The following is a 26657-nucleotide window of genomic DNA, read 5'->3' as shown; positions in this document are numbered from 1 at the left end:
ACCGTGGGAGGAGCGGAATGGTCCCGTGGTCGCACGCGGTGGTCCCTCCCGCCGGGGAGGACGGCCTTGCGGAGCCGTCAGTGGTGCGCGGTGTCCGGAGCGGTCCCCTCGGCGGCGGCCCGTGCGGAGGCCCGCTTGATCGCCGCGTCACGCCCGCGGACGTACCAGATGCCGATCAGGCCGAGTCCCGCGCCGGCCAGGCAGACCCAGATCCACCAGGCGTGCCCGCGGTCGTCGAACCAGCCGTAGAAGGGGACCTGGACGAGGAAGAGGACGAACCAGAGGATCGTGCCGCCGGTGACGGTGGCGACGACCGGCCCCTCCAGGGGCTCGGGTGCCTCGTGCTTGGGTGTCCACTTCTCCATGCGATCAGTCTAGCCGGGGGTGCCGCGGGCCAGACGGCCCAAGGATCTACGCGCGGAGATAGCGATCTTCGACTTATGTATTCATACTGAATCTGCTTGCGGATGACTCGAATTATTCGTGTGAACATCCAAAGCTTGACTGTTTTCCTCCCCTCGATGCACGACTGAAGGTCATACATGTCCTCCTCGGCCACCGCTCCGGTCGATCAGCCTCCGATGCCGCAGCAGCCGCACGGTGTCCTCGATCGTTACTTCAAGATCTCCGAGCGGGGGTCGACGGTCGCTCGCGAGATCCGGGGTGGCTTCGCCACCTTCTTCGCGATGGCGTACATCATCGTGCTGAACCCGATCATCCTCGGCAGCGCGAAGGACATGTACGGGCACCAGCTCGACGGTGGTCAGCTCGTCACGGCCACCGTGCTGGCGGCCGCCTTCTCCACGCTGCTGATGGGCGTCATCGGCAACGTGCCGATCGCGCTCGCCGCCGGCCTGGGCGTCAACACGGTCGTCGCCCTCCAGCTCGCCCCCCGCATGAGCTGGGCGGACGCGATGGGCATGGTCGTCCTGGCGGGCATCGTCGTGATGCTGCTGGTCGCGACCGGGCTGCGGGAGCGCGTGATGAACGCGGTGCCGCGCTCGCTCCGGAAGGGCATCGCGATCGGCATCGGCCTCTTCGTGCTGCTGGTCGGCCTGGTCGACTCGGGCTTCGTCTCCCGCATCCCGGACGCCGCGCACACCACGGTGCCGCTGCAGCTCGGCAGTGACGGTCACCTCAACGGCTGGCCCGTCCTGGTCTTCATCCTCGGCACGCTGCTGACCCTCGCGCTGATCGTCCGCAAGGTCCCCGGCGCGATCCTGCTCTCCATCGTCGTGATGACGGTCGTCGCGCTGGTCATCGACGCCGTCGCGGACCTGCCGGCCGACGCCTGGGGCCTGACGGTCCCGGCGTGGCCGGGAAACCCGGTGTCGTCGCCGGACTTCGGGCTGATCGGCGAAGTGAGCCTGTTCGGCGGCTTCGGCAAGGTCGGCCTGCTGACGGGCATCCTCTTCGTCTTCACCGTGCTGCTGTCCTGCTTCTTCGATGCGATGGGCACCATCCTCGGCGTCGGCGACGAGGCCAAGCTGATGGACAAGGACGGCAACTTCCCGGACATCAACAAGGTCCTGCTCGTCGACGGTGTCGCCGTCGCCGCGGGTGGCATCACCTCCTCCTCGGCCTCGACCTGCTTCGTGGAGTCCACGGCGGGCGTCGGCGAGGGAGCCCGTACGGGCCTCGCGAGCGTGGTGAGCGGCCTGCTCTTCACGGTGGCGCTGTTCCTGACGCCGCTGGCGACGATGGTCCCGTCGCAGGCGGCCACCCCGGCGCTGATCGCGGTCGGGTTCCTGATCCTCGCGGGCAATGTGCGGGACGTCGACTGGGGCGACATGACCCTCGCGATCCCGGCGTTCCTCGCGATGCTGATGATGCCGCTCACGTACTCGATCACCAACGGCATCGGCATCGGCTGCATCGCCTTCAGCGTGATGCGCCTGGCCGCCGGCCGCGGCCGTGAGGTCCCGGCGGCCATGTACGTGGTGTCCGCGGTCTTCGTCTTCTACTACGCGATGCCGGCGCTCGGCCTCACGTAAGCGCGTACGGACGTCTCCACCCCCGCGGGGCGGAACCCCGTCATGTGATCCGGTCGGCCGGGTCCGCGTGACGGGGTTCCGCCCCGTAGAACTTCTCCGTCTCGTCGACGGCGGCGTGGAAACGCTCGTCGAAATCGTCGCGGACGAGCGTCCGGACCACGTAGTCCTGGACGGTCATGCCGCGTCTGGCGGCGTGCCGGCGGAGCCGGTCGAGCAGCTCACCGTCTATGCGCAGGCTGAGCACTGTCGATCCCATGCCAAGCAGGGTCGCGGCACACACGGCCCTCTCGCGCACCTTTCCGCCCCATACTCACTCGTTCGGGTGATCAGTTTCTCGCGCGTGTACCACCCGGTGGTATTTAGCATTGCTAATGAGTTACGCTAAGGAACATGCCTGACCTGATCCACGACGGCGACAGTGCCGCCGCCGTGAGCTCCCTCCGCTCCGCCGTGATGCTGCTGGGCCGTCGCCTGAAGCACCAGCGAGTCGACGAGTCGCTGAGCCCCACCGAGATGTCGGTGCTGGGCACACTCGCCCGTTGCGGTTCCGCCACTCCCGGTGAGCTGGCCCGCAAGGAGCACGTGCAGCCGCCGTCGATGACCCGGATCGTCGCGCTGCTGGAAGCCAAGGGCCTGGTCAGACTGGAACCGCACCCCGATGACCGTCGGCAGAAGATGGTCAGCCGGACCGAGCAGGCGGAAGCCATGCTCGCCGAGAGCCGCGACAAGCGGAACGCCTGGCTGGCCGACCTCGCCGAGGGCCTGGACGAGGAGGAGTGGGAGAAGCTGCGGGCCGCCGCGCCCGTGCTGGAGAAGCTCGCCCACCTGTGACAGCGGCGGGGCGCGCGGGTCGGCAGCCCGCGGGGCCCCGCTCCCTCCCGTCAGTCCGAACGCCGCATACGCCCGAGGAGGCGAACCCTTTTGAGTACGGGATCCGGAGCAGACTCCGCCCCCGCACCGACTTCCACCCACGAGAGCAAGACCGGCGGGACCTTCTCGTCGCTGAAGATCCGTAACTACCGCCTGTTCGCCACGGGCGCCGTGATCTCCAACACCGGTACCTGGATGTCCCGCATCACGCAGGACTGGCTCGTCCTGAGCCTCACCGGGTCCGCCGCCGCCGTCGGTATCACCACGGCCCTCCAGTTCCTCCCGATGCTCCTCTTCGGCCTGTACGGCGGCGTCATCGCCGACCGGCTCCCGAAGCGGCGGCTGCTCCTCATCAGCCAGGCAGCGCTCGGCCTGTGCGGCATCGCACTCGCCGTCCTGACCCTCTCCGGCGTCGTCGAGGTCTGGCACGTCTACCTGGTCGCCTTCCTCCTCGGCATGGTGACCGTCGTCGACAACCCCGCCCGCCAGTCGTTCGTCTCCGAGATGGTCGGCCCCGCGCAGCTGCGCAACGCGGTCAGCCTGAACTCGGCGAACTTCCAGTCCGCCCGGCTCATCGGCCCCGCCGTCGCGGGTGTCCTGATCACCACGGTGGGCAGCGGCTGGGCCTTCCTGCTGAACGGCCTGTCGTTCGCGGCGCCCCTCATCGGCCTGATGATGATGCGGACGAACGAGCTCTACCCGTCCGTGACGGTCAAGCGCGCCAAGGGCCAGCTGCGCGAAGGACTGCGCTACGTGTCGGGCAGACCCGAGCTGATCTGGCCGATCGTCCTGGTCGGCTTCGTCGGCACCTTCGGCTTCAACTTCCCGATCTGGCTGACGGCCTTCGCCGACGAGATCTTCCACGGCGGCGCGGGGATGTACTCGTTCTTCAACATCCTCATGGCGGCCGGCTCCCTCGCCGGAGCCCTGCTCGCCGCCCGCCGCCGGTCCTCGCGGCTGCGCATGCTGGTGGCCGCGGGCACCCTGTTCGGTGCCCTGGAGATCGCCGCGTCGCTGTCGCCGTCCGTCTGGCTGTTCTCGCTGCTGCTCGTCCCGATCGGCATGATCGGTCTGACCACGAACATAAGCGCCAACACGAGCGTCCAGATGGCCGCGGACCCCGCGATGCGGGGCCGGGTGATGAGCCTCTACATGATGGTCTTCGCCGGGGGCACGCCCGTGGGCGCCCCGATCGTCGGCTGGATCAGCGATGCCTACGGCGCCAGGACCGGCATGGCGGCCGGCGGGGCGATCTCGTTGCTGGCCGCTCTCGGTGTCGGCTTCGCCCTGACCCGCGTCGGCGGCCTGCGGCTGAAGCTCGACCTGCGCCCCGGCCGCCCGCACGTGCGGTTCGTCCCGCGCGACCAGCTGGCCACGGCTGCCTGAGCACCGCCCGCGTACGCCGCCCCCTCCTCGCCGGAGGGGGCGGCGTTCCCGTTCCCACCGCGGGAGAACGGACGACGACAGGCCGGGACTCCCCCCGGACACATGGGGACGCTGGGACACTCGCGGCATGAGCAGCCAGAGACTCTTCGCCGCCGTCCTGCCGCCCGCCCCCGCGGCGGACGAGCTCGCCGGGGCCGTCGCCCGGCTGCGGCGGCTGCCCGGAGCCTTGGACCTCCGCTGGACCGCGCGTGCGGGCTGGCACTACACGCTGGCCTTCCTCGGGAGCGTCGACGAGGAACTGCTGCCCGAGCTGTACCCGCGTCTGGCGCGGGCCGCGCACCGCACCGAGCCGTTCCCCCTCCGCATCCGCGGCGGCGGCCGGTTCGACGGACGGGCGCTGTGGGCGGGGGCGGAGGGCGACCTCGGCACCCTGCGGCTGCTGGCGCGGCGTGCCGCCGCCGCCGCGCGGAAGTCCGGGATCCCGATGGAGGAGCACCGCCGACACACCCCGCACCTCACCCTGGCCCGCAGCAGGTCCGGGGCCGACCTGACCCCGTACACGGAGGCGCTGCGGGGCTTCGAGGGCACGCGGTGGGAGGTCGGGGAGATCGGTCTCGTACGCAGCGATCTGCCGGTGGGCGGGGTGCCGGGGGAGCAGCCGCGGTACGAGGTGGTGCGGGCCTGGCCGCTGGGCAGGTGAGCGGGCCGGTTACGCTCGTCGGGTGGATCCCAAGACCAGAAACCGCATCATGGCCGCCGTGCTCGTGCTGATGTTCGTCGTCGTGGCGGCGGCCTCCGCCCTCGGAGGCTGAACCCCGGGGGCGGAGGCCGCGCACGCCTCGTGCTCCTGCCGTTCCTACCAGGCGAAGTTCTCCGGCGACGGGCCCGGGCCGGGGAAGATCTCGTCCAGGGCCGTCAGCACCTCGTCCGACAGCTCCAGCTCCACCGCGCGCAGCGCCGAGTCGAGCTGCTCCTGGGTGCGCGGGCCGGAGATCGGGCCCGTGACGCCGGGCCGGGTCAGCAGCCAGGCCAGGCCCGCCTCGCCGGGCTCCAGGCCGTGCTTCTCCAGCAGGTCCTCGTACGCCTGGATCTGCGCCCGCACCTTCGGGTCGGCCAGCGCGTCGCCGGACCGGCCGGAGGTGGACCGGGCGCCGCTGCCCTCGCGCTCCTTGCGGATCGCGCCGCCGAGCAGCCCGCCGTGCAGCGGGGACCACGGGATGACTCCGAGGCCGTACTCCTGGGCGGCCGGGATGACCTCCATCTCGGCCCCGCGCTCCATCAGGTTGTAGATGCACTGCTCGCTGACGAGGCCGTAGCTGCCCCGCCGGGCGGCCCGCTCGTTGGCCTGGGCGATCTTGTAGCCCGAGAAGTTGGAGGAGCCGGCGTAGAGGATCTTGCCCTGCTGGACCAGTACGTCGATGGCCTGCCAGATCTCGTCGATCGGGGTGTCCCGGTCGACGTGGTGGAACTGGTAAAGGTCGATGTGGTCCGTCTGCAGCCGCTTGAGGCTGGCGTCGACGGCCCTGCGGATGTTCAGGGCGGACAGCTTGTCGTGGTTGGGCCATGCCTCGCCGTCGGCACCCATGTTGCCGTAGACCTTGGTGGCGAGGACGACCTTGTCGCGGCGGTCGCCGCCCTGGGCGAACCAGGTGCCGAGGATCTCCTCGGTGCGGCCCTTGTTCTCACCCCAGCCGTAGACGTTCGCGGTGTCGAAGAAGTTGACGCCCGCCTCCAGGGCGGCGTCCATGAGCGCGTGGCTGTCGCTCTCGTTGGTCTGGGGGCCGAAGTTCATCGTCCCCAGCACGAGGCGGCTGACCTTGAGTCCGGTGCGTCCGAGCTGCGTGTACTTCATGGGCCCAACCCAACTCCTTCGAGCACGCTCGAAGCAAGCGTCGTCTCATACGCGCCGCGCGAACCGGTCCAGTGCGGCCAGGACCGCCCGGGAGGTCGCCGGGCCGCCCAGGTGGCCCGCGGCGTCGATCACCGTCAACTCGGCGTCCGGCCAGGCTTTCGCCAGTTCCCAGGCCGTGGTCAGCGGTCCGCCCAGGTCGAAGCGCCCGTGCACCAGGACGCCCGGGATTCCCGCGAGGCGGCCCGCGTCGCGGATCAGCTGCCCTTCCTCCAGCCAGGCGGCGTGCGCGAAGTAGTGCGCACAGATGCGCACGAACGCCAGCCGGTCGCGTCCTGGCCGGCCGGCGTAGGGGGGCGGGCCCGTGTACGCCTCCATGGACAGCACCGCGTCCTCCCACGCGCACCAGTCGGCCGTCGCCTTCGCCCGGACCTCCGGGTCGGGGCTCTCCGTCCGGCGTGCGTACGCGGCGACGAGGTCACCGGGCCCGCCGGCCTCCGGGACGCCCGCCCGGAACAGGTCCCACGCCTCGGGGAAGATCTGCCCCGCTCCCCGGTACAGCCAGTCGATCTCGCTGCGCCGGGTCGTCGTCACGGCGGAGATCACGATCTCCGAGACGCGCTCCGGGTGCTGTTCGGCGTAGGCGAGGATCAGCGTGGAGCCCCAGGAGCCCCCGTACAGCAGCCACTTGCCGATGCCGAGGTGCTCACGCAGCAGCTCCATGTCCGCGATCAGGTGAGCCGTCGTGTTGTGCGACAGGTCGGCGGCCGGGTCGCTCGCGTGCGGGGTGGAGCGGCCGCAGTTGCGCTGGTCGAAGAGCACGACGCGATAGCGGTCCGAGTCGAAGTACTGCCGGGGGCGGGTGCCGCATCCCGAGCCCGGCCCGCCGTGGACGACGAGGGCGGGCTTGCCGGCGGGGTTGCCGCAGACCTCCCAGTGGACGAGGTTGCCGTCGCCGACGTCCAGCAGCCCCTGGTCGTAGGGCTCGATCGGCGGATACTTCTCGTCGGGCTTCCTGTCCACGGCGGCGGTTCCCTGTCGGTCGGCGGTGCTACTCGGAGTACCGGTCCTACTCGGTGTAGGTGAACGGGGTGTCGGCCGTGTTGTTCGCGTCCACGTCGTCGACGCTCCACACGCGGAACATGGGGCTGTCGTGCCCCGAACCCACCTCGACGGGTACGCGTACCTCCACGGCCAGACGGCCGTCGGGCTCCGCGGTGACGTCGCGCACGTCCTTCTCGACGGACCCGCTGTCCGTGAAGGTGATGCGGACCCGCTCTCCCGGTGCGAAACCGCTGGCCTCGATCGTCACCGTGTCGCCCGCGGCCGCCATGTAGGGGGTCACGCTCACGCGCGGCTTGGAAGCCCGAGCCGGGGTGCCTGTCGCGGGCAGAGTCTGCAGCGGGGGATCGGACGGTCCGTCCGACGGGCCTTCCGAGGCGCCGGCCTCCTCGGTCGAGGCGGGTGCCGTCACGGATGTCGCCGGGGGTCCGGCCCGCAGGGCGTCCGAGGGGGAGTCGCCGCCGGACGCCACGGCGGCGATGACGGCGGCCGTGATCGTCGCCACCGCTGTGATCACGGCGGCGACGACCGGAACCCGGTGGTTCCCGCCCTGCGGAGCCGGAGGACCCGGGGCCGGGGGGTTCGGCGGCGGAGGCGGTGCAGGGGGGCCGGAGGGCCGGGGCGGGGGTGGTGTGGGGCTGGACACGCGTGGATCCCCCTGTGGGCTCGTACCAAGACCGGTGGCGCCGCTCAGGATACTGACCGTGGCATGGCGTGCGCTGCCCAATTCCCTCCGGCACAAGCTGAATTGGCGTGCCGATGGGGTCCCGCGTGTCAGGGCGCGATGGGCAGCCGGCGCTTGTGGTCGGTGAGGCGGTAGCGGCCGACGACGGTGTCGAAGGTCTGCTCGTCCACCGGCCTGCCCTCCAGGAAGTCGTCGATGGCGTCGTAGGTGACCCCGAGCGCGTGCTCGTCCGCCTTGCCGGGGGCGAGGGTCTCCAGGTCGGCCGTCGGCACCTTCCCGACCAGCCCGGCGGGTGCGCCCAGCGTCTCGGCGACGGCCCGCACCCGTCGCTTGGTGAGCCCGGTCAGCGGGACCAGGTCGGCGGCGCCGTCGCCGAACTTCGTGAAGAAGCCGGAGACCGCCTCCGCCGCGTGGTCCGTGCCGACGACGAGGCCGTTGTGCGCGCCGGCCACCGCGTACTGGGCGATCATGCGCTGCCGGGCCTTGACGTTGCCGAGCACGAAGTCCTGGTGGTGGGGGTCACGGAAGGCGACGTCGCCGGTGAGCAGGGACTCCTGCATGGCGTCGGTCGCGGGCTTGATGTCCACGGTCAGCACGTGGTCGGCCTGGATGAAGGAGAGGGCGAGCTGGGCGTCGTGCTCGTCGGCCTGGACCCCGTAGGGCAGCCGCATCGCGTAGAACCGCGCCTCGTGGCCCGCGGCCCGGGCGCGCTCGACGGCGAGCTGGCACAGCCGGCCAGCGGTGGTGGAGTCCACGCCTCCGCTGATGCCGAGCACCAGGGCGCGCAGACCGGTGGAGGTCAGCCGCTCGGTGAGGAACGCCACGCGGCGTTCGATCTCCTTCTCGGCCTCAAAGGTCTCCGCGACCTCGAGCTCACGGGCGATCTCCTGCTGCAGGGCGATGGCCGCCGACTCGCTCACGTCTGTTCCTCGTTCCGGTTCGCGATGGGCTGTCGCGCCCACCCTACCCAGCGGCTTCCTGTCAGGGACGGGCGGCGGCGGGCCGGGGCGCGCGCCGAACCGGAGGACCGCGTGGGCACCGGGTGCCCGCCGCCGGTGGCCGTCAGCCCTTGACGGCCACGTGGTACGCGGACGCCCACAGCGTCACGGCGGAGGCCAGGCCCACCACGGCGCGCACGCCTTCGTCCGAGAGGCCCGCCGCGATGAGCGCGAGGCCGAGGGCACCGACGGTGCACAGCAGCGCGGCCGTGCCCTTGTACTGCCACTGGTCGTAGAGACGGGCGAGCGGGACGAAGTGCAGGCCGACCACCAGCGCGATGCACGGAGGGATGAACGCGGGGTGGCCCGACGCATTGGACGCGGCGATCACCGCGAAGACCGCCGCGAGTTCGACGACGTTGACGATGCCGACCGAACGCGCCCAGTTCCCGGGCAGGTCGACCGTGCGGGGTGACGGGGCGGCGCCCTTGCGGTAGGCGAGGTAGACCGCCGCCGCGGTGACCGGCGCGGCAAGGATTTCGACGGTCAGGGCCGCGCCCCGGGACGCGAGCCCCGATGCCCCGGCGAAGGCCCAGACGAGCGCGAACACCGAGAGGACGACGGTGCCCCGGCGGCGCAGCGTCCGGGTGAGCGCGACGCACTCGTCCGCGTCCGGGACCGGGGCTGTCGAAGGCGTCGGCTGGATCATGGAGCGAGAGTACAGCGGCCGCCGGGGCTCGTTCGGTGGATTCGGGCAGGAGGGCGCAGGCCTCCACTTACGGAGGCCGTTCGTCCGCCCGCTGCCTCCTGACCAGCGGCTTTCACGGTACGAGGGCGAGCCGTCCCCCTGCCCCGTCCCCTCACGTCCGCCGTCGCGTCCGCGTCGACGACGGCCGCGTCCGGTACGAGTGCTTCGTCGGCCGGGCCGTCCCGCGACGGCGATCCCGGCCCACGGACCCAGGAAGAATTAACCTCTCCTGGTAAGTACGTACTTCGAGGTGCGTCAGCCACCCACAGGCAGGACCGGAGGCAGAGCCCATGGCCACCCGCACCGCGGCCCAGCGCCGCGAGGAAGCCCGATCCGCGTACGGCGCCTCCCCCGTGGCGTGCCCGGCCGGCCGGCTGCCCGTCCGCTACGACGAGGAGGCCGCCGCGTGAACGCCACTCCGCAGGTCCTGGCGGTGCTGGACGAGGTCCTCGCCTCCGCCGCCCCCGGTGAACGCGGCGCGCTCTGGCGCCTCGTCGAGCAGGGGCGGGAGCTGGACGCCAATGTGGTCCGACTGCCGCCGGGCGCGGATGTCGGTGAGCACCAGGAGGACGTCCTGGACGTGCTCCTGGTCGTCCTCGCGGGCACGGGCAGCCTGCGTACGGGCGCCGGGGACACCCTGTCCCTCGTCCCGACGACGGTCACCTGGCTGCCGCGCACCTCGCGCCGCTCCCTGGAGGCGGGGCCCGAGGGGCTGGCCTATATCACGGTGCACCGCCGGCGCCCCGGGCTCGCGGTCAAGCCCGCCGTGCGCGCTCCCGCGTACGAGGGCGGTGAGGCGCCCTGCATGCTGGACCTGGTGTGCCCGGAGTGCGGGCGGCTGTCGGCCGACCGGGCGCCGAAGTTCTGCAGCGCGTGCGGTGAGGCGTTCCCGAAGCGCTGACGGGGCGGGAGGCGGCGAGGTCCGGCGCCGTCAGGTCCCGAGGCCCGCGTCGCGTGCCAGCAGTGCGGCCTGCACCCGGTTCTCGCACTCCAGCTTGGCGAGGATGCGGCTGACGTAGGTCTTGACCGTCGCCTCGCTCATGTGGATCCGCTGCCCGGCGTCCGCGTTGGACAGGCCCTCGCCCAGCAGGGACAGGACGTCCCGTTCGCGGCCCGTCAGCTTCTCCAGCCGCAGGCGCGCCCGCTCCGCACGGTCCGCGGTCCCCCCGGACGCCAGGGAGTCGACGACGTGCCGGGTGGCGCCGGGCGACAGGTAGGCCTCTCCGGCCGCCGCCGCCCGCACCGCCCGCATGAGTTCCGCGGGTGCCGAGTCCTTCAGCAGGAAGCCCGCGCTTCCCGCGCTCAGGGCCCGCAGGACGTTCTGCCGCTCCCCGAACGTCGTCAGGATCAGCACCCGCACCTCGGGGGCCGACCTGCGCAGCTCGGCCAGGGCCGTCAGGCCGTCCATGACCGGCATCTGGATGTCGAGCAGTGCGACGTCCACGCGCTGCGACCGGGCGATGTCGACCGCCTCGCGGCCGTTCGCCGCCTCCGCGACGACGTCCATGTCGTCGGCCGAGGAGAGGATCATCCTGATGCCCGCCCGAATGAGCGGCTCGTCATCCGTGACAAGAACCCTGATCACGACTCTCCTGCACGGTCCTGTGCGGTCATACCTGCGGGCACCCCGTCCTCATCCCCGATCCGGCCGGCGCGCCGGACGCCGAGGGGCCGGCCCCTCAGCTCTCGATCTCGAAGGTCTTCTTCTCGATCAGTCTGCCGTCCTTGAAGCAGAACCGGAACACCGGTTCGGTCTGCATGCTGCTCCCGAACTCCGTGGAGAGGAGGACGAGGCAGGTCGAACCCTCGGGTTCGGCCGGCGCGTCCGCGAGCGACCCGGGGCGCAGGAGGGAGTCTCCGCCCGGAAGTTGAGCGCGTACCTCCGCCTCGGACTGGCCGACCTTCACCGCGTCGTACTGCTTGGGCTCGATCATGCCCTTGTCCGCCTCACGCATGAGGTAGATCCCACCGGCGACCAACGCGCCCACCAGCACGACACCGGCCAGGGCCGCCACCCCGCAGCCGATCGCTATTCCGTTGCCCCTCTTGGTCCTGCTCACTGCTCTGGCCAACTCCTTCGGGAGACCGTTCCGTTCGATGACCCCTTCACTGTCGCCCGGTCGGCCTGCCGGATTCTGCGCCCGAAAGTCGTCCGTGGCAGCGACGAACGTCGTCAGCGCGTCGTCGTGCGAAGGGCTCGCGGGGTCGCCGCCCTGCGCGGTGTACGGCAGCACGGCAGCCAGCCGGAACCCACCGTCAGGCGTGGGGCCCACATGCACCATGCCGCCCACCAGCCGGGCCCGTTCCTCCAGCCCGGTCAGTCCCTGGCGCCCGCTCGGCACACCGCTCACGGGCTCCGCCGCCGGGCCGTTGGTGACCTCCACGACGAGCGAGTCCGGCTCGTAGAGCAGCCCCACGACGATGGACGCGCCAGGGGCGTGCTTGTGCGCGTTGGTCAGGCCCTCCTGGACCACGCGGTACGCGGCCTGGCCGGTGGTCGGGGCGAGCGGGCGGACGTCCCCCGACCGCCGCAGCACGACGGCCGCCCCCGCCCTCCGCGACGCGTCCACCAGGCTGTCGACGCCCGCCACCCCGCGCGCCGGCGTACCGGGGTCCTCGCCGGACGCGGCCGTGTCCTGGCCTCCGGCCTCGACCCCGTCCCTCAGTACGCCCACCACGTCCCGCAGTTCGTGCATCGCGGCCACCGACGCCTCGCGCAGTACACCGACGGCCTCCCGCTGCACCGCCGTGAGTTCACGGTCCACCTCCAACGCCCCGGTGTGGACCGCGATCAGAGCGAGCTGGTGGCCCAGGCTGTCGTGCATGTCCTGGGCGATGCGCTGGCGCTCCCGGATCCGGGCGTGCCCGGCGATCATCACGCGCTCACGCAGGAGTTGGGCGTTGTACTCGTCGAGGGTGTCGGTCAGGGTCCTGCGCTGCGACCAGTAGCGGCCCGCGAGCCCCGGCAGCAGGAGCGGGACCAGCAGCAGCAGTCCGGCGAAGGCGGTGAGCGACAGCGAGAAGTGCGGCAACTCCGCCAGGACCGAGAGGCCCAGGAGGAGGCTGTAGGCGAGGGAGAAGACGCCGGCCGCCCTGCCGAGCCCGTCGATCCGGCGCCCGGCCGACCAGGACGCGACGACGAGGAGCGGTACGAAGCCACTGACCACCGCACAGCCGACGGCGGCCGCCAGCAGCACCGTCGCGGGCAGCACCCGGCGCAGCGCCGACAGGAGCGCGGCGCCGAGCCCGATGCCGACCGCCCCCGCCGGACCGTGGTGCTCCATGGCCCCCATGCCCGCCGCCAGCAGGGCCAGGACGAGGCTCAGGAGTGATTCGCCGACGACGCGCCGGGCCGGCCACATGTTGGCGGCGAAGAGGGCCCGCCCCGGCACGGCCGGGAACGGCCTCACCGCCGGCTTCCGGTCGGACGGTGCTGGAGAGGTCATGGTTTCCACACGAGTCACGCGGCCACGGTAGGGCCCCCGGGCCGGGCACCGCTGTGGCCGTTGGTCGCGACCGGGGACGACGAAAGTCGTTGCCCGGTGGGCAGCCCGTGCGCGTCCCGGGCGGCTCCCCCCGGATGAGGTGTACCCAGCGCCACCCGTCACTCCGGGGCGTACGCCCAATGTGCCCGCCCGCTCCCGTCCGTAGCGTCGTGGAGGTGGCGCAGGGTGCGTCCGGCGAGCAGAGGGTGATGACCATGTCCGATCGTGAACGGCGGCCTTCGGGCCGGGCCGCGGAGGCCCTGCGGCTGGTTTCGGTGAGCAAGGTGTACGGGGCCGGGGACGGCGCGGTGACCGCTCTGGACGGCGTGACGCTGAGCCTGCCCGCGGGGAGCTTCACCGCGGTCATGGGCCCCTCGGGTTCCGGCAAGTCCACGCTGCTCCAGTGCGCGGCGGGCCTGGACCGGCCCGACCGGGGGCAGATCCTCGTGGACGGCGAGGAGATGCGCGGTGGCAGCGAAGCGGCCCTGACGAGGTTCCGGCGCGACCGGATCGGCTTCGTCTTCCAGCAGTACAACCTGCTGCCCACCCTGACCGTCGAGGAGAACACCGCGCTGCCGCTGCGGCTGGCCGGCCGGAAGGCCGACCGGGAGGGCGTCCGCGCACTCCTCACCCAGGTGGGGCTCGGTGAGCGTCTCGGGCATCTCCCCGAGGAACTGTCGGGCGGGCAGCGCCAGCGCGTCGCGATCGCCCGCGCCCTGGTCACGCGGCCCGCCGTGATCTTCGCGGACGAGCCGACCGGCGCCCTCGACACGCGCAGCGCGCGCGATGTGCTGAGCCTGCTGAGGGAGACCGTCCGCAGGCACGGCAGCACCGTCGTCCTCGTCACCCACGACCCGGTGGCCGCCTCCTACGCAGACTCGGTGATCTTCCTCGCGGACGGGCGGCCGGCGGGACACCTCACCGCGCCCACCGCCGAGGCCGTCGCCGAACGCATGACCCGTCTCGGGGACCGTGCGGCCGGACGGCGCGCGGACAACGGCTCCCTGATGGAGGTGTGAGCGATGTTCTTCCTGGCCGTACGCTCGGTCCGCAAGCGCCCCGGGCGCTTCCTCGCCACCCTGCTCTCGGCGTTCCTCGGCGCCGTGATCATCATGACGTTCGGATCCCTGCACGACACGGCGGCTGCTCCGGGGGTCGACGAGGTGAGCGCGGAGTCCATGACCGTCGCCGCGAGCGTCGTCGGCGGATACGGCTCCCTCCTCGTCTTCTTCGCCATCGCCTCCACGCTCACCGTCGCCGTCCGGCGTCGCGCCGAGGAGATCCGTCTGCTGCGCTGCACCGGTGCCACTCCCGGGCAGATCACGCGCATGGTCGTGGGTGAGTCCGCCGTGGTGGCGCTGGGCGGCGCGGTGCTCGCCACCGGGCCTGCCGTGCTCGGCGGCCGTCTCCTGCTCGACCTGTTCCAGGACAGCGGCCAGGTCGCCCCCCGGGTCACCCCGGCCTTCGGCGCCATGGCGCTCGGTTCGGGCTTCGGCGTCGCGCTGCTCGCCTCCGTCGGCGCCGCGTTCCTCGCCGTACGCCGCGCCACCAGGGCCGCCGCGGGAGTCCGCGGCCCCTCCCGCCGCCGGGCCCGCACCCTGGCGGGCTGCGCCGCACTGGTGGCCGGGACCGGGGGAGTCCTGAGCACGTACGCCGTCGACAGCACCGACGAGATGCTGATGGCCTTCCCCGCCTACGGAGCCATCCTGCTCTCCGTCGGCTTCGCCGTCCTCGCCCCGTCGCTGCTGGGCCGGGTGCTGGACCTCCTGCGGGGGCCGCTCGCGGCGGTGGGCGGGGCGGGCGGCTATCTGAGCGCCCGTAACCTGCGCCGGCGGGGCACCGAACTCGCCGGAGTGCTCATGCCGTTGATCATCTTCACCGGCGTCGCCACCGCCACCCTCTACATCCAGGGGGTGGAGAGCGACCGGGTCACCGGCTCCGGCCTGGCCAAGTCCGTCGAGGACAAGAACGTGGAGACCCTCAACCTGGTCGTCGTCGGGATCATCGTGGTCTTCTCCTGCATCATGCTCGCCAACACCCTGTACGCGGAGACCTCGTACCGGAGCGGCGAGTTCGGCCGGCAGCGGCTCGCCGGGGCGACCCCCGGCCAGGTCCTGCGCGTGGTCGGCTGGGAGTCGGTGATCCTCACGCTGACCGGGCTGGTCCTGGGAACCGTGGCGGCGACCGCGGGGATCATCTCCTTCACGACGGTCCGCACCGACCAGGTCCTGCCCGACCGGGGACCGGGCACCTGGCTGGCCGTCATGGCCGTCGCCACGGTGGTCACCCTCGGCACGAGCCTCGGGACCGCACGCAGGACGCTCCGTACACCGGCCGTCGACGCGGTCGCCGTCGCCGCGTGACACGGAGCCGCGGACTGCCCCGGGCCCTCAGGGGGCACCACGTCGTCGGTCACGCGGGCCGGGGCGCAGATCGAGGATCATGTCGAGCGACCGGGACCCGTCCGCCTCGCGGAAGGAGCCGACCTGCCGGAACCCGTGCTTCTCGTAGTAGCGGATGCCCTGGTGGTTGTCGGAGCGGACGCCGCCCCACAGGATGATCCTCGCCTTCCCGAGCCGCCGCGCGGCGTTGACGGCGAGCGGGAAGACGGATGTCCCGACGCCACGCCCCTGGTGGTCGTCGGCCAGAGTGGCGCCGAAGCGGCAGTCGGCCCCCGTCAGGAGGATGCCCGCCTCCCGGTAACGGGCCACATCCGAGGGGACCGTGTCGAGGCTGAACTCGAGCAGCCCCACGATGCGGCCGGACGCCACGTCCTCCAGCACCAGCCTGAGCTTGTCGTGGCGCGCGATCGCCCCGCACAGTTCGCGGGCGGTCGCGAGGCCGTACCCGTCGAACGTGCTGAAGCGCCTCGACCCGGCGGACTGAGCCTGGAGGAAGCCGGCCAGCCGCCCCACGTCGGTGTGCGCCAGAGGACGGAAGACGGCCTCCGAACCGTCACCGAGTGTCAGACGTCTCGTCAGGGACAGCGGATTCTCAGCGATGTCCCTCAGCGTGAGCACAGCAGCGCCTCCGTCCCCGTACGGTCCGGTCCGGTCCCGCCTCGGCCACGCGGGCAGGACAACTCCTCACCCGGGCCGCCCTGTAGGCAGCGCACCCGCTTCGGGTACCTGTGGCTGCTCCGGGCGCGGAGCTACGAAGCCAGCGACGCCTGCCGTGCGACCCGCAGGACCGACTGATCCTCCGTGGCGCGCTCCGGCCGGCTGATCTCGGCCCAGACCGTGTCGAGGGACAGGCCCAGGGTGTCGGCGATCGCCGCGATGGTCGGGAAGGCGGGGGTGGCCACGCGGCCGGATTCGATCTTCCGGAGAGTCTCCGGCGAGATCTGCGAGGCGAGTGCCACGTCGAGCATCGAGCGGCAGCCCCTGGCTTGGCGGAGCAGCGCGCCGAGGCGCTGTCCGCGTTCTACCTCGGCGGGGGTGAGCGGCAACCTGACCATGGACACCATTCTAATACCGGTACAGTTAGACCGGTATTGTTATTGGACATACGGGAGAGGCCCCATGATCGAGATCCTGAACTCCGCGCGGCTCGAGCGGGCGAGGGACACCGGCGCCCTGGTCGGAGACATCCTGCACACGATGAAGCAGCGCAGCGTGGTCGGGACGAACCTGCTGGACATCGACCAGTGGGTCAAGGAGATGATCGCCGAGGCGGGAGCGCAGTCCTGTTACGTCGACTACGCGCCCTCCTTCGGGCGTGGTCCCTTCGGTCACTACATCTGCACGGCCGTCAACGACGGCGTGCTCCACGGGCGGCCCCACGACTACAGGCTGGCCGACGGGGACCTGCTGACCCTCGACCTGGCCGTCGCCCGGGGCGGTGTGGCCGCGGACGCCGCGATCAGCTTCCTGGTGGGCAAGGCCAGGCCCGCGGAGAGCGTCGCCATGATCGAGACGACCGAACGGGCGCTCGCCGCCGGCATCGCCGCCGCGAAGCCTGGGGCGCGCATCGGCGACCTCTCCCACGCCATCGGCACGGTCCTCGGCGAGGCGGGCTACCCGGTCAACACCGATTTCGGAGGGCATGGCATCGGCTCGACCATGCACCAGGACCCGCACGTCCCGAACACCGGACGGCCCGGCCGCGGATACAAGCTGCGCCCCGGCCTGCTGCTGGCCCTGGAGCCCTGGGTGATGGCCGACACCGCCACACTCGTCACCGACGCCGACGGCTGGACGCTGCGCAGCGCGACGGGCTGCCGGACCGCGCACAGTGAGCACACCATCGCCATCACCGACGACGGAGCCGAAATCCTCACCCTGGCCCCGCAGGCACGGCTGTAGGGGAGCCCTCCCCGGTGTGCGGGACCGCGCCCGGCTCCCGCGCGGTGGCGACGTCGTACGCGCCGGACCTCTACGCGATACCACCTCCGGGCTCACCGGAGTGCGCAACTCCACCCCCGGAGTACACGACAGTGCGCAGTCGTGCTGTGACGCTGGTCACTTCGCCCGTTCGTCGGCACGCTTGGTCCATGGATCAGAGAAGTTCACCGGGTCCGGTCCCTTGCTGGGTTCCCGCGAGCGGGCACGCGCTCCGGCATGTGGGCGTCCACTTCGACGCCGTACGCGTCATCGGGTCGGCGGGCGACGAAGTGGCGTACGAGCTGATGCAGTTCACCGACTTCCGGGCGGGCCCGATCGTGCGGTCGGGGGTCGGTGACAGGAGTACGTACTTCCTGCTGCCGCCACGGAGTGCCGCCGGCTACCGGTGGCCGATCGGGGCGCGGCTGATAGGGCGGGAGATGCCGTGCGACGCGTTCGTCGGGATTCCGGCGCTGGGCGGCAGGACGTGGCCCCTGGACTGGCGCTCGCGTCCCACCGGGGAGGCGCCGTTCGTGGAGGCGAAACTGCTGCACGAGGTGGCGGTCGCCGTACTCACGGGCCGAGTTGGCCCGTGAGCGGTACATCGGGGCATATGCGAAAAGGTGCCCACGGGGTGCGGTAACGTAATCGCGTCATCACGTTCTGTGCGCACACGGTGCGCGGGCGGCCCCCGGGAGTGCTACCAACACTCGACCGGAGGCCTTCACCCACGAGTGGATCAGGAGTCCACCGAGATGCTTCGGCATGCTATCGCGCCCTCCCGGCGCTACACGAAGGCTTCGCACGACGTCGTCCGCCATGCGCGGCTGACCAGTGACGCGAAGATCCTGCTTCTCGCCGTGCAGGGGCTCCCCGACGGACAGGCCGGCCTGCCGCTGAGCGAGCATGCGCGGCAGCTCGGCATCACGGGGCGGGCGTATCAGAAGTCCAAGGAACTGCTGGTCGCGCACGGTTACGTCCACGAGTGGCGCGATCAGGGGGAGCGCGGCCGCTGGGTGACGGAGCAACTGCTGTCCAACGTACCCCTCACACCCGAGGAGGCCGCCGTGCTGCGCGGCGGCCGGGCGGAGGCGCCTCCGAGTGCCCGGAAACCGACGGTCGGTGAACCAGCCGGTCGGGTGGCCGGTCGTCAACTACCGGTAGGCGAAGAACGAGAGAAGAACATTCCCCACCCACCCTCCGAAGCCGAGCCCGAGGTCGAAGTCGAGCCCGAGGCCGAGCCCGGGCCCGCAGTCGGGTCCGCGGCCGAGCTCCCTCCCGCGCTCAGCCCGGAGGCGGCCGAGGGGGAGCGTGTCCTGCTGTCGCTGCGCCATGTGCGGCGGGAGCTCTACCTCGGGGTGAGGGAGGCGAGGGGGCTCGCGGAGCTCGCCGCCCGCTGGCTGCTGCGCGGGGTCTCGGCCGGTGAGCTGCGGCTCGCGCTGACCAGTGAACTGCCGGGCGACGGAGTGCGGTCGGCGGTCGGCTTCCTGCGGTTCAGGCTGCTGCACAAGATGCCGCCGGAGCTTCCCGTCGCGGCCTCCCCGCAGCCCCCTGCCGCGCCGCTATGCGTCCCGGAACTGATGGCGTGCACGGCGGTCGGCCCCGAGGGCGACGCACATGTCTTCCGGCCGCTCGCCGACGAGACCGAGTGCGGCCCCTGCCGTCGTCGTGCCGCACGCGAACGCTGGGAGACGCAGAGGGCCCTGGCAGAGGCCGAGCCCGGCCCCCTGCCGTGGCGGGAGCGCTTCGCGAAGCTAGGTGCGCACGGCGTCGCGGGTGACGTGGCGGCTCACCGCGCCTGATAGCGCAGCCCGTCCACGAGCAGGGCGATCATCCGCTGTGTGTGCCCGTTGTCGTCCTCGCCCGCTGGAACGGTCAGGTTGCGGGTCGCCACCAGCAGGTCGTCGGGCGTGACGTCGGAGCGGATCTCGCCCGCCCCGGCCGCCGCGTCGATGAGCCGGGTGAGGGCGGGCATGAAGCGCTGCTCGAAGTAGGCGGGCAGGCTGTCGTAGGTCGAGTCCCCCGAATGCAGCGCGGCGCTGAGGCCGCGCTTCGTCGCGAAGAAGAGCGCGAGGCGCTGCAGCCACCTGGTGAGCGCCTCGGCGGGCGCGTACTCCTCGGCGAGGGCGGGAGCGGCGTCGGCACAGGCGTCGACCTCGTGCCGGAAGACTGCGGCGATGAGGTCCGAGCGCTGCGGGAAGTGGCGGTAGAGGGTGCCCGCGCCCACGCCCGCCTTCGCGGTGATCTGGCGTACCGGCGCGTCCACGCCCGAGGTCAGGAACACCTCCGCCGCCGCCGTGAGCAGGGCGTCCGTGTTGCGGCGCACGTCGGCGCGCACCCGCTTCGGGGGCAGGCCGCCGGCGGTGCCGGTGCCGGTTCCCCGGGTCGTGTCCTCGCGCACGGCGATCCCCTTGCTAAACGGAACACTGTTCCGTATTGTCGATCCTGAACGTTGTTCCGTTTATCCAGCCTAACGCCCGCACAGGGCGTCGACCAAGGGGCGAGGACCGCTATGAAGTACCGCACACTGGGCAGGACCGGCATCAAGGTCAGCCCGTACTGCCTGGGCGCGATGATGTTCGGCGCCATGGGGAATCCCGACCACGACGAGTCCGTCCGGATCATCCACAGGGCGCTCGACGCGGGCATCAACTTCGTCGACACCGCCGACGCGTACTCACGCGGCGAGTCGGAGGAGATCGTGGGGAAGGCGCTCAAGGGCCGCCGGGACGAGGTCGTGCTGGCGACCAAGGCCCACCTTCCGATGGGTGACGACCCCAACCAGCGCGGGAACTCGCGCCGTTGGCTGGTCCGCGCGCTGGAGGACTCCCTGCGCCGCCTGGGCACCGATCACGTCGATCTGTTCCAGGTCCACAGGCCGGACCCGGACACCGACGTGGAGGAGACGCTCTCCGCGCTCACCGACCTCGTGCGTGCCGGGAAGGTCCGGCACATCGGCGCCTCCACCTTCCCCGCCTCGGACATCGTCGAGGCGCAGTGGGTCTCCGAGCGGCGCGGCCTGGAGCGGTTCCGCACCGAGCAGCCGCCGTACTCCATCCTCAACCGGGGCATCGAGCGCGAGGTCCTGCCCGTCTGCGAGCGCTACGGCATGGGCGCCCTGGTCTGGAGCCCGCTCGCCGGCGGTCTGCTGACGGGCCGCTACCGCAAGGGCCGGACGGCCGACACCCACCGGTCCGCCTACGGTTTCAAGCACATGAGCGACGAGCGCAGGCTCGACGCGGTCGAGCAGTTGATCCCCGTCGCCCAGGACGCCGGGATGTCGCTGACGCACCTGGCGACGGCCTTCGCGATCGCCCACCCGGGCGTCACCTCGGCGATCATCGGCCCGCGCACCATGGACCACCTCGACGACCTCGTCGCGGGAGCGGAGACCGAGCTGGGTGACGACATCCTCGACCGGATCGACGCCGTCGTGCCTCCCGGCACCGACATCGGGGCGCTCGACATGGCGTACAACCCGCCTGCCGTCGGGCAGGCCCGTCTGCGCCGTCGCCGGCCCGAGGAGCGCTCGGCCGCCTGAGCACCGATGCCGCGGTCGCGGTCGCGGTCGCGAGGAGAGGTTCGGCCCCGCTGCGAACGGGGCTGCGCCTGGCGGGATTCACGCCTCGGCCCCCGACCTGCTCGCTCACCCCGGGGTAACCCACCCACCAAAAAGTGGGTTCTTGATCGCCGACGCCGCCGGGGCGAGCCTGATCGGCATGACACGGAACACGATCGAGAAGGCCCCCGTCACCCTGCTCGGACTCGGTGCGATGGGTACGGCGCTGGCCCGCGCCTGGCTCGCCGCCGGGCACCCGCTCACCGTCTGGAACCGCACGCCGGTCCGCGCCGCGGCCCTCGTCGCGGAGGGGGCGGAGGTCGCGGACAGCGCGGCCGAGGCCGTCGCGGCGAACACCCTGGTCGTCGTCTGCCTGCTGGACGACCACTCCGTCGACGAGGCGCTGGCCGGTACCGAGCCGGCCGGCCGGGACCTGGTCAACCTGGTCACCAGCACCCCTGCGCAGGCACGTGCCCGCGCAGTGTGGGCCCACGAGCGCGGCGCCCGCTACCTGGACGGAGGGATCATGGCGGTCCCTCCGATGATCGGTGTCCCGGAAGCCGGAGGCTACGTCCTCTACAGCGGCTCGCGGGAGCTGTTCGAGGAGCACCGGCAGACACTGGGTGTCCCGGCCGGCACCACCTACGTCGGTGAGGACGCGGGCTTCGCGGCCCTCCACGACGTGGCTCTGCTCAGCGCCATGTACGGGATGTCCGCGGGAGCGGCACACGCCTTCGCCCTGATCCGCAAGGAGGGCATCGACCCCGCGGCACTCGCACCTCTCCTGGCCGACTGGCTCGTCGCGATGGCACCGGCAGTCCATCTGACCGCCGACCAGCTGCGGAGCGGCGACTACACCAAGGGTGTCGTCTCCGACCTGGCCATGCAGGTGGCCGGGGTGCCGACTTTTCTGAGGACCGCCGAGGAGCAGGGTGTGAGCCCGGAACTGCTCTCCCCCTACTTCGCGTTGATGCGGAGGCGACTGGCCGAGGGCGGCGCCGGTGAGGACCTCACCGGGGTGGTCGATCTGCTGACGCGCTGCCCCCCCCGCCGCATGAACCCTCGGCGCCGGCGTGACGCGGTGTGGCACGCGCACCGGTGACACCTGCCGCTGACCAGGCAGTTCCGGTACACCTGTGCGAGCAGTCACCGGTCCTGGCGGTCTGTGCGCCCGACGGCGCGGCGCGGGACGTCCGCTCCGGTGCGCACCGGGACAATGGCGCACGCGCCATCCAGAGGCGCCCGACGCTCCCCGGCCCACACGGCACGCTCTCCGGCGGCCGTGCGCACCGGGTAGCCGGCAGACCAAGGAGGACCCGTGGTGGATGTCCCGGTGGACCAACTGACCGGCGCGGTCGACGGTGTGCGCGCGCGGGCTCGTGGGCAGCTCGTCGAAGCCGGCCTGGAGCTGTTCGGGGTGTACGGCTACGCGCAGACGTCGGAGCAGGACCTGTGTGACATGGCCGGGGTGCCGGAGGAGGTGCTCTGGGAGGAGTTCGGCTCCCGGGAGGGCCTGTTGATGGCCCTGCACAACCAGATCACGACGGCCGGACTGCGGGCCTCCGAAGTGGCCCTGCTCTCCGAGGGGATGGACGACTGCCCCCTGGAGCAGCGCTTCCGGCGGCTCTTCCACGCGTACGTGTCGGCGGTGACCCGGGACCTGCGTGAGGCGCGGGTGACGTTCGTCGAGGTCCTGGGCGTGAGCCCCGCGGTGGACGCGCACTGCAAGCGGTGGCGTGACCTGTGGACCGACTTCCTGACCGGCGAGGCCGAACGCGCCGCGGTTCGCGGCGAGGTGGAGGAGCGGGACCACCGGGTCGTGGTGATGGTGATGGTGGGCACGGTCCACGAGCTCATGGCCCACCACGCACGCCGTCCGCGCAGGGCCCGGCCCGACGAGGTGACGGAGGAACTGACCAAGCTGGGGCTCGCGATGCTCGGCGTGGAGATGGCGAGCTGACCGGGCACGGGCCCTGACCGCGGTGGGCCGTGCGCCGCCCGGTGCGGCGCCGAGGGGGCGGGGACCGTCGCTCAGAGCCTGATGTCCGCCGCCACGGGCAGGTGGTCGCTGCCGGTGGCGGGCAGGGACCGGACACCGGTGACCGTCGCCGAGCGGGTCAGTACCTGGTCGATCCGGGCCACCGGGAACCTCGCGGGCCAGCTGAACGCGAGTCCGGGCCCCGGTCGTTCCATCAGCGAGGTGACCGGCTCCAGACCCCGGTCGTCCAGTGTGCTGTTGAGGTCGCCGAGCAGGATCACGCGCTTCAGGGGCTCGGCGGCGAGGGCCTCGGCCAGGAGCGCGGCGCTCTCGTCCCGCCGTCCGGACGTGAGCCCGGTCGTCGGGCCGATCCTGACCGACGGCAGGTGGGCGACGTACACGGCGATCTCGCCCCGCGGTGTGCGGGCCGTCGCCCGGAGCGCCCGGTCCCAGCCCTCGCCGACATCCCTCGGCCTGATGTCCACCAGGCGTACGGCGGTCAGGGGGTGCTTCGACCAGAGGCCGACCGTGCCCCGCGTCGCGTGATGGGGGTAGTCACCGGCCAGGGCCGTCTCGAAGGCCGGCAGGGCCGGGGCCGTCAGCTCCTCGACGGCGATGAGGTCGGCGCCCGTCGCGGCCAGTGCGCGTGCGGTGGCGCCGGGGTCGGGGTTCACATCGCTGACGTTGTGCTGGACCACCGTGAACGCGCCGTCCGGGGCCCTGCCCGCGGGGAACAGCAGGGGCCCGAACAGGACCGACCAGGTGACGACGGGCAGCAGGAGCGCGGCCACCGCCAGGAACGAGCGGCGCAGGAGCGCCCCGGCCAGCAGGACCGGCACGGCCAGGCCGAGCCAGGGAAGGAAGGTCTGCAGCAGACTGCCCACCCGGCCGGGGGTGTTGGGCACCAGGCGGGGGAAGACGAGAAGGACGGCGACCAGGAGGCAGAGCAGGCCGAGCACACGGCCCCGCCTCCAGCCCCGCCCCCAGCCCCGGCCCCGCTTCTCCGCGTCCCGCTTCCCGGCCACTCCGCACTCCCGTCCGGGCGCCGCCCGTGACACCCGCCCCGCAGGAGAACGCCCTGGCCCTCGATCCGGTTCCGGCAGCGGCTGTCGGGCCAGATGTCAGTGGCCCTCCCTACTGTGGGCACACAGGCGGTCGGTGAACTCACCACGCTGACCGGCCGGTTCGCGCACCTGCAGGGCCGTTTCGGCGGTCCGGTCGTCGAGGAGGCGTCGGCGCTCCTGCGCTCGGTGCTCACCGACGAGATCTGGGGCGAGGACGGCTGGGGAGACGTGGAGTGGGAGGGCGAAATGCCGTCCTTCTGGCGGACGGCCGCGCTGATCCGCCCCCTGGCCCTGGTCGCGGCGCCGGGCAGGGGCCTGCGGCTCGATCTGCCGGCGGATTTCATCGAGGAGGAGTTCGGCGCGGAGGGAGTCGTCCGGCTGTCTCCCGGGGACCTGCCCGACGCCCTGGAGCACGAGCCGACCCGGCGGTTCCTCGTCGAGGTCGGACTGCCCAGGGACGGCCTGCTGTTCGGGGCGGAGGCTCGCGAAGACATCCTGAATTCGATGACCGCCGTGTGCGCGGAGAGGATGGAGAACCCTGCCCTGCGACACCTCGGCATCGCCGGGACCCTGCCGGAGGACTCGGACCACCTGCTGCTCATCGGCGGCCTGATGCACGACTTCGACACCGTCGTCGACGGCCGTACGGGCCTGGTCCACTACACGCTCATCGACGACGACACGGTGACCCCGGTCAACGCCGACGTGTCGACCCTGGCGTTCACGGTCTGGATGCACAGCCGGCAGCGCAAGCTGGAGGAGGAGTACGAACTGACGGGCGACATGGGGGAGTTCTACCACCAGGTCGCCGACACGATGGTCGCCGTGCTGGCCACGGCCGACCCGGTCGCCTGCCTCCCCGCCACCGGCCCCGACGACTACCGGTACTGGCCGGAGGTGTTCCACGACGAGGCGGGGGGCGTGCTGTGACCGCGTGTCCCCCGGGAGCTCAGGCCGCCGCCAGCGCTCCCGCGTAGGGGCCGCCGACGCCCCACGCCTGGTGCATGGCGTCGGCGAAGGCCCCGGCCAGCTTGTGCTCCCCGGTGGGGCCGGGGTGGGTTCCGTCGTAGGTGTCCGTGTGGATGTCGTAGCCGGCGGGGTGCGCCGCCAGCAGGACCGGGGAGGCGGGCGCGTGCAGGTCGGCCACCGCCTGTGCGAGCAGGGCGTTGAAGCGGTCGCACTCGGCGGCGAAGGGGGCGTCGGACTCCGCCCGGACATTCGGTATGACGGGGAGCAGCACCAGTTTGATCCGGGGGTTCGCGGTGCGGGCCGCCGTGATGAAGGCCCGCGCGTTCGCGGCCGTCTGCGTGCTGTCCGTGTAGAAGCCGAGGTCTATCAGGCCGAGCGAGACCAGCAGGACGTCGGCGCGCGCCGCCGTGACCGTGTCCGCGATGACGGGGGCCATATGGAGCCATCCCTCGCCCCAGCCCGCAAGGTGCCGGCGCGCGGGCGCGGGGAAGGCAGCGTCGCCGTACGCATGGGAGAGCGGGGCGTTCGCCTCGGTGTCGTACAACTCGCTGCGCGGGCCCGTGATCGCGTACCCGCCGTCGCCTAGGGTCGCTTCCAGGTGCTGCCACATGCGGTAACGCCAGGTGAAGTCGCCGGCCTTGCCCACGGTCATGCTGTCGCCGACGAAGAGAAAACGCATGGCGACATCATGGCCGATCACCGCTCCGGCCTGCGACGTGACAGTGGACACTTGTCCCATGAGATCGTTGCTGCCCGTCTCCGCCGCCGCCGTCCTCCTGTTCCTGACGGGGACGGTGCCCGCCGTCGCGGACGACGGGGACGGGGCGGACCGGACCTTCACGATCGAGGACCCCCGGATCACCGAGTCCAGCGGCCTCGCCGCCAGCCGGATCCACCCCGGCGTCTACTGGACGCACAACGACAGCGATGACGGGCCGTACGTCTACGCCGTCGACTCCCGGACCGGGAAGACCGTGGCGACGATCACCATGGAGGGCGTCGGGGAGCCGCGTGACGTGGAGGCGATCTCGCTCGGGCCCGACGGGAACCTCTACGTCGGTGACATCGGCGACAACCTCGACGGATCCTGGGACCACGTCTGGATCTACCGCTTCCCGGAGCCGAAGCGGCTCGCGGACGCCACGGTGCGGGCGACGCAGTTCGACGTGACGTACGCGGACGGGGCGCGGAACGCCGAGGCGCTGATGGTCCACCCCGTGACCGGACGGGTCTACATCGCCTCCAAGAACGAGGACGGCGGCGGTCTCTACGAAGGCCCGCAGAAGCTCACGACCGGCGGGAACAACGTCTTCCGGCGCGTCGGCGAGGTGCCGTGGGTGACGGACGGTGCGTTCTCGCCGGACGGCGGGGACCTGGTGCTGCGGTCCTACTTCAGCACCCGTGGCTACACCTTCGAGAACGGCAGGCTCGGCGACGACCACGCCGTGAGCGTGCCCCTCCAGGGACAGTCCGAGTCGGTGACGTACACCGCGGACGGCTCGGCGATGATGTTCGGCTCCGAGGGCGAGCGCAGCGAAGTGGTGCGCGTGGAGGTGGAGGGCGGCAGCGGGGACAGGCGGACCACCCCCAGCGGCGGGGGCGGCGGGACGTCGTCCGGGGACGGCGGGGACGACGGCGGACCGACGAAGAGCACCGCGACGGGTGGTGCGGTGGCTGTCGTCGTCATCGTGCTCGCGCTGCTCGCGGCGAAGCGCCGCCGGGGGTAGCCCCGGCCCCTGCCGCACCGT

Annotated in this window: 29 protein-coding genes; 15 read left to right on the top strand and 14 right to left on the bottom strand. The window is 71.9% G+C overall.

The window, feature by feature from the left end:
* Positions 1 to 77: 77 nt before the first annotated feature.
* A complete protein-coding gene (locus LWJ43_RS14090; protein ID WP_277332605.1) occupies positions 78 to 365 on the bottom strand; it encodes a DUF2530 domain-containing protein in 288 nt (95 codons plus the stop codon).
* A 177-nt stretch (positions 366 to 542) separates the two neighbouring features.
* On the opposite strand from LWJ43_RS14090, the gene LWJ43_RS14085 reads away from it, so the two are divergent.
* Positions 543 to 1994, top strand: a complete 1452-nt coding sequence (locus tag LWJ43_RS14085; protein ID WP_277332604.1) for an NCS2 family permease — start codon at positions 543 to 545, stop codon at positions 1992 to 1994.
* 40 nt (positions 1995 to 2034) lie between these two features.
* Here the strand turns inward: LWJ43_RS14085 and LWJ43_RS14080 are convergent, their stop codons facing one another.
* On the bottom strand, positions 2035 to 2250 hold the full coding sequence (locus LWJ43_RS14080) for a hypothetical protein (protein ID WP_277332603.1): 216 nt from the start codon (positions 2248 to 2250) through the stop codon (positions 2035 to 2037).
* 134 nt (positions 2251 to 2384) lie between these two features.
* On the opposite strand from LWJ43_RS14080, the gene LWJ43_RS14075 reads away from it, so the two are divergent.
* The 3 genes from LWJ43_RS14075 (at position 2385) to thpR (ending at position 4950) form a co-directional block, all read left to right on the top strand.
* A complete protein-coding gene (locus LWJ43_RS14075; protein ID WP_014154792.1) occupies positions 2385 to 2825 on the top strand; it encodes a MarR family winged helix-turn-helix transcriptional regulator in 441 nt (146 codons plus the stop codon).
* A 90-nt stretch (positions 2826 to 2915) separates the two neighbouring features.
* Positions 2916 to 4250, top strand: a complete 1335-nt coding sequence (locus LWJ43_RS14070) for an MFS transporter (protein WP_277332602.1) — start codon at positions 2916 to 2918, stop codon at positions 4248 to 4250.
* Positions 4251 to 4377: 127 nt separating this feature from the next.
* Positions 4378 to 4950 (top strand): RNA 2',3'-cyclic phosphodiesterase, encoded by a 573-nt coding sequence (gene thpR / locus LWJ43_RS14065; RefSeq protein WP_277332601.1) that lies wholly within the window; start codon positions 4378 to 4380, stop codon positions 4948 to 4950.
* Positions 4951 to 5106: 156 nt separating this feature from the next.
* Here thpR and LWJ43_RS14060 read toward each other — a convergent pair whose 3' ends face one another.
* The 5 genes from LWJ43_RS14060 to LWJ43_RS14040 all read right to left on the bottom strand — a co-directional run bounded on the left by LWJ43_RS14060 (position 5107) and on the right by LWJ43_RS14040 (position 9493).
* Positions 5107 to 6102: an aldo/keto reductase gene (locus tag LWJ43_RS14060; protein WP_277332600.1), complete on the bottom strand. Its 996-nt coding sequence runs from the start codon at positions 6100 to 6102 to the stop codon at positions 5107 to 5109.
* 45 nt (positions 6103 to 6147) lie between these two features.
* A complete protein-coding gene (gene pip / locus LWJ43_RS14055; RefSeq protein ID WP_277332599.1) occupies positions 6148 to 7122 on the bottom strand; it encodes a prolyl aminopeptidase in 975 nt (324 codons plus the stop codon).
* A 46-nt stretch (positions 7123 to 7168) separates the two neighbouring features.
* Positions 7169 to 7678, bottom strand: a complete 510-nt coding sequence (locus LWJ43_RS14050; protein WP_277332598.1) for a hypothetical protein — start codon at positions 7676 to 7678, stop codon at positions 7169 to 7171.
* A 257-nt stretch (positions 7679 to 7935) separates the two neighbouring features.
* A complete protein-coding gene (gene nadE / locus LWJ43_RS14045; protein ID WP_277332597.1) occupies positions 7936 to 8766 on the bottom strand; it encodes an ammonia-dependent NAD(+) synthetase in 831 nt (276 codons plus the stop codon).
* 142 nt (positions 8767 to 8908) lie between these two features.
* Positions 8909 to 9493, bottom strand: a complete 585-nt coding sequence (locus LWJ43_RS14040; protein ID WP_277332596.1) for a hypothetical protein — start codon at positions 9491 to 9493, stop codon at positions 8909 to 8911.
* 445 nt (positions 9494 to 9938) lie between these two features.
* Between LWJ43_RS14040 and LWJ43_RS14035 the strand changes: the two genes are divergently transcribed.
* Entirely contained in the window at positions 9939 to 10433 is a 495-nt protein-coding gene (locus tag LWJ43_RS14035) for a hypothetical protein (RefSeq protein ID WP_277332595.1), read from the top strand.
* Positions 10434 to 10463: 30 nt separating this feature from the next.
* Here the strand turns inward: LWJ43_RS14035 and LWJ43_RS14030 are convergent, their stop codons facing one another.
* Both LWJ43_RS14030 and LWJ43_RS14025 read right to left on the bottom strand, forming a co-directional pair.
* Positions 10464 to 11117 carry a response regulator transcription factor gene (locus tag LWJ43_RS14030; RefSeq protein ID WP_277332594.1) on the bottom strand — a complete coding sequence of 218 codons (654 nt, stop codon included), beginning with the start codon at positions 11115 to 11117 and terminating at the stop codon, positions 10464 to 10466.
* Between the two features lie 94 nt (positions 11118 to 11211).
* Complete coding sequence (locus LWJ43_RS14025; RefSeq protein WP_462100883.1) at positions 11212 to 12978, bottom strand: sensor histidine kinase; 1767 nt, start codon at positions 12976 to 12978, stop codon at positions 11212 to 11214.
* Between the two features lie 254 nt (positions 12979 to 13232).
* Here LWJ43_RS14025 and LWJ43_RS14020 point away from each other — a divergent pair, with 254 nt between their 5' ends.
* Together LWJ43_RS14020 and LWJ43_RS14015 are read left to right on the top strand one after the other, a co-directional pair.
* On the top strand, positions 13233 to 14036 hold the full coding sequence (locus LWJ43_RS14020; protein ID WP_346771987.1) for an ABC transporter ATP-binding protein: 804 nt from the start codon (positions 13233 to 13235) through the stop codon (positions 14034 to 14036).
* A gap of 3 nt (positions 14037 to 14039) precedes the next feature.
* Entirely contained in the window at positions 14040 to 15380 is a 1341-nt protein-coding gene (locus LWJ43_RS14015; RefSeq protein WP_277332592.1) for an FtsX-like permease family protein, read from the top strand.
* Positions 15381 to 15407: 27 nt separating this feature from the next.
* Here the strand turns inward: LWJ43_RS14015 and LWJ43_RS14010 are convergent, their stop codons facing one another.
* On the bottom strand, positions 15408 to 16037 hold the full coding sequence (locus LWJ43_RS14010; RefSeq protein ID WP_277332591.1) for a GNAT family N-acetyltransferase: 630 nt from the start codon (positions 16035 to 16037) through the stop codon (positions 15408 to 15410).
* A 131-nt stretch (positions 16038 to 16168) separates the two neighbouring features.
* Positions 16169 to 16474 carry a helix-turn-helix domain-containing protein gene (locus LWJ43_RS14005; RefSeq protein ID WP_277332590.1) on the bottom strand — a complete coding sequence of 102 codons (306 nt, stop codon included), beginning with the start codon at positions 16472 to 16474 and terminating at the stop codon, positions 16169 to 16171.
* A 64-nt stretch (positions 16475 to 16538) separates the two neighbouring features.
* On the opposite strand from LWJ43_RS14005, the gene map reads away from it, so the two are divergent.
* The 3 genes from map to LWJ43_RS13990 all read left to right on the top strand — a co-directional run bounded on the left by map (position 16539) and on the right by LWJ43_RS13990 (position 19141).
* Positions 16539 to 17321 (top strand): type I methionyl aminopeptidase, encoded by a 783-nt coding sequence (map, locus tag LWJ43_RS14000; protein ID WP_277332589.1) that lies wholly within the window; start codon positions 16539 to 16541, stop codon positions 17319 to 17321.
* Positions 17322 to 17509: 188 nt separating this feature from the next.
* Positions 17510 to 17935: a hypothetical protein gene (locus LWJ43_RS13995; protein WP_277332588.1), complete on the top strand. Its 426-nt coding sequence runs from the start codon at positions 17510 to 17512 to the stop codon at positions 17933 to 17935.
* A gap of 159 nt (positions 17936 to 18094) precedes the next feature.
* Positions 18095 to 19141 (top strand): hypothetical protein, encoded by a 1047-nt coding sequence (locus tag LWJ43_RS13990; RefSeq protein ID WP_277332587.1) that lies wholly within the window; start codon positions 18095 to 18097, stop codon positions 19139 to 19141.
* Here the strand turns inward: LWJ43_RS13990 and LWJ43_RS13985 are convergent.
* Positions 19129 to 19740: a TetR/AcrR family transcriptional regulator gene (locus LWJ43_RS13985; RefSeq protein WP_277332586.1), complete on the bottom strand. Its 612-nt coding sequence runs from the start codon at positions 19738 to 19740 to the stop codon at positions 19129 to 19131. The two genes, LWJ43_RS13990 and LWJ43_RS13985, sit on opposite strands and share 13 nt — an antisense overlap.
* 111 nt (positions 19741 to 19851) lie before the next feature.
* Here LWJ43_RS13985 and LWJ43_RS13980 point away from each other — a divergent pair, with 111 nt between their 5' ends.
* The 3 genes from LWJ43_RS13980 (at position 19852) to LWJ43_RS13970 (ending at position 22858) form a co-directional block, all read left to right on the top strand.
* A complete protein-coding gene (locus LWJ43_RS13980; protein ID WP_277332585.1) occupies positions 19852 to 20880 on the top strand; it encodes an aldo/keto reductase in 1029 nt (342 codons plus the stop codon).
* Positions 20881 to 21058: 178 nt separating this feature from the next.
* Complete coding sequence (locus tag LWJ43_RS13975; RefSeq protein ID WP_277332584.1) at positions 21059 to 22000, top strand: NAD(P)-dependent oxidoreductase; 942 nt, start codon at positions 21059 to 21061, stop codon at positions 21998 to 22000.
* Positions 22001 to 22216: 216 nt separating this feature from the next.
* Entirely contained in the window at positions 22217 to 22858 is a 642-nt protein-coding gene (locus tag LWJ43_RS13970) for a TetR/AcrR family transcriptional regulator (RefSeq protein WP_277332583.1), read from the top strand.
* 71 nt (positions 22859 to 22929) lie between these two features.
* Here the strand turns inward: LWJ43_RS13970 and LWJ43_RS13965 are convergent, their stop codons facing one another.
* Entirely contained in the window at positions 22930 to 23901 is a 972-nt protein-coding gene (locus LWJ43_RS13965) for an endonuclease/exonuclease/phosphatase family protein (RefSeq protein ID WP_277332582.1), read from the bottom strand.
* Positions 23902 to 24015: 114 nt separating this feature from the next.
* Between LWJ43_RS13965 and LWJ43_RS13960 the strand changes: the two genes are divergently transcribed.
* On the top strand, positions 24016 to 24870 hold the full coding sequence (locus LWJ43_RS13960; protein ID WP_277332581.1) for an SUKH-4 family immunity protein: 855 nt from the start codon (positions 24016 to 24018) through the stop codon (positions 24868 to 24870).
* A gap of 19 nt (positions 24871 to 24889) precedes the next feature.
* Here LWJ43_RS13960 and LWJ43_RS13955 read toward each other — a convergent pair whose 3' ends face one another.
* Complete coding sequence (locus LWJ43_RS13955; protein WP_277332580.1) at positions 24890 to 25648, bottom strand: GDSL-type esterase/lipase family protein; 759 nt, start codon at positions 25646 to 25648, stop codon at positions 24890 to 24892.
* On the opposite strand from LWJ43_RS13955, the gene LWJ43_RS13950 reads away from it, so the two are divergent.
* Positions 25647 to 26636, top strand: coding sequence for a WD40 repeat domain-containing protein (locus LWJ43_RS13950; protein WP_277332579.1), 990 nt, complete (start codon positions 25647 to 25649; stop codon positions 26634 to 26636). The genes LWJ43_RS13955 and LWJ43_RS13950 overlap by 2 nt on opposite strands.
* The last annotated feature ends 21 nt before the right edge of the window (positions 26637 to 26657 follow it).

It is taken from the genome of Streptomyces sp. JH34, assembly GCF_029428875.1.
GTDB lineage: Bacteria > Actinomycetota > Actinomycetes > Streptomycetales > Streptomycetaceae > Streptomyces.
The sequence above is the reverse complement of the archived record's forward strand: the minus strand, read 5'-3'. Positions and strand labels throughout refer to the sequence as shown.

What these genes read in the sequence shown, in the direction of transcription:
- LWJ43_RS14090 (WP_277332605.1), bottom strand. Translation starts at nt 365, where the DNA reads ATGGAGAAGTGGACACCCAAGCACGAGGCACCCGAGCCCCTGGAGGGG.
- LWJ43_RS14085 (WP_277332604.1), top strand. Translation starts at nt 543, where the DNA reads ATGTCCTCCTCGGCCACCGCTCCGGTCGATCAGCCTCCGATGCCGCAG.
- LWJ43_RS14080 (WP_277332603.1), bottom strand. Translation starts at nt 2,250, where the DNA reads ATGGGATCGACAGTGCTCAGCCTGCGCATAGACGGTGAGCTGCTCGAC.
- LWJ43_RS14075 (WP_014154792.1), top strand. Translation starts at nt 2,385, where the DNA reads ATGCCTGACCTGATCCACGACGGCGACAGTGCCGCCGCCGTGAGCTCC.
- thpR (WP_277332601.1), top strand. Translation starts at nt 4,378, where the DNA reads ATGAGCAGCCAGAGACTCTTCGCCGCCGTCCTGCCGCCCGCCCCCGCG.
- LWJ43_RS14060 (WP_277332600.1), bottom strand. Translation starts at nt 6,102, where the DNA reads ATGAAGTACACGCAGCTCGGACGCACCGGACTCAAGGTCAGCCGCCTC.
- LWJ43_RS14040 (WP_277332596.1), bottom strand. Translation starts at nt 9,493, where the DNA reads ATGATCCAGCCGACGCCTTCGACAGCCCCGGTCCCGGACGCGGACGAG.
- LWJ43_RS14025 (WP_462100883.1), bottom strand. Translation starts at nt 12,978, where the DNA reads ATGACCTCTCCAGCACCGTCCGACCGGAAGCCGGCGGTGAGGCCGTTC.
- LWJ43_RS14020 (WP_346771987.1), top strand. Translation starts at nt 13,233, where the DNA reads ATGTCCGATCGTGAACGGCGGCCTTCGGGCCGGGCCGCGGAGGCCCTG.
- LWJ43_RS14015 (WP_277332592.1), top strand. Translation starts at nt 14,040, where the DNA reads ATGTTCTTCCTGGCCGTACGCTCGGTCCGCAAGCGCCCCGGGCGCTTC.
- LWJ43_RS14005 (WP_277332590.1), bottom strand. Translation starts at nt 16,474, where the DNA reads ATGGTCAGGTTGCCGCTCACCCCCGCCGAGGTAGAACGCGGACAGCGC.
- map (WP_277332589.1), top strand. Translation starts at nt 16,539, where the DNA reads ATGATCGAGATCCTGAACTCCGCGCGGCTCGAGCGGGCGAGGGACACC.
- LWJ43_RS13995 (WP_277332588.1), top strand. Translation starts at nt 17,510, where the DNA reads ATGGATCAGAGAAGTTCACCGGGTCCGGTCCCTTGCTGGGTTCCCGCG.
- LWJ43_RS13990 (WP_277332587.1), top strand. Translation starts at nt 18,095, where the DNA reads ATGCTTCGGCATGCTATCGCGCCCTCCCGGCGCTACACGAAGGCTTCG.
- LWJ43_RS13980 (WP_277332585.1), top strand. Translation starts at nt 19,852, where the DNA reads ATGAAGTACCGCACACTGGGCAGGACCGGCATCAAGGTCAGCCCGTAC.
- LWJ43_RS13975 (WP_277332584.1), top strand. Translation starts at nt 21,059, where the DNA reads ATGACACGGAACACGATCGAGAAGGCCCCCGTCACCCTGCTCGGACTC.
- LWJ43_RS13950 (WP_277332579.1), top strand. Translation starts at nt 25,647, where the DNA reads ATGAGATCGTTGCTGCCCGTCTCCGCCGCCGCCGTCCTCCTGTTCCTG.
- LWJ43_RS13955 (WP_277332580.1), bottom strand. Translation starts at nt 25,648, where the DNA reads ATGGGACAAGTGTCCACTGTCACGTCGCAGGCCGGAGCGGTGATCGGC.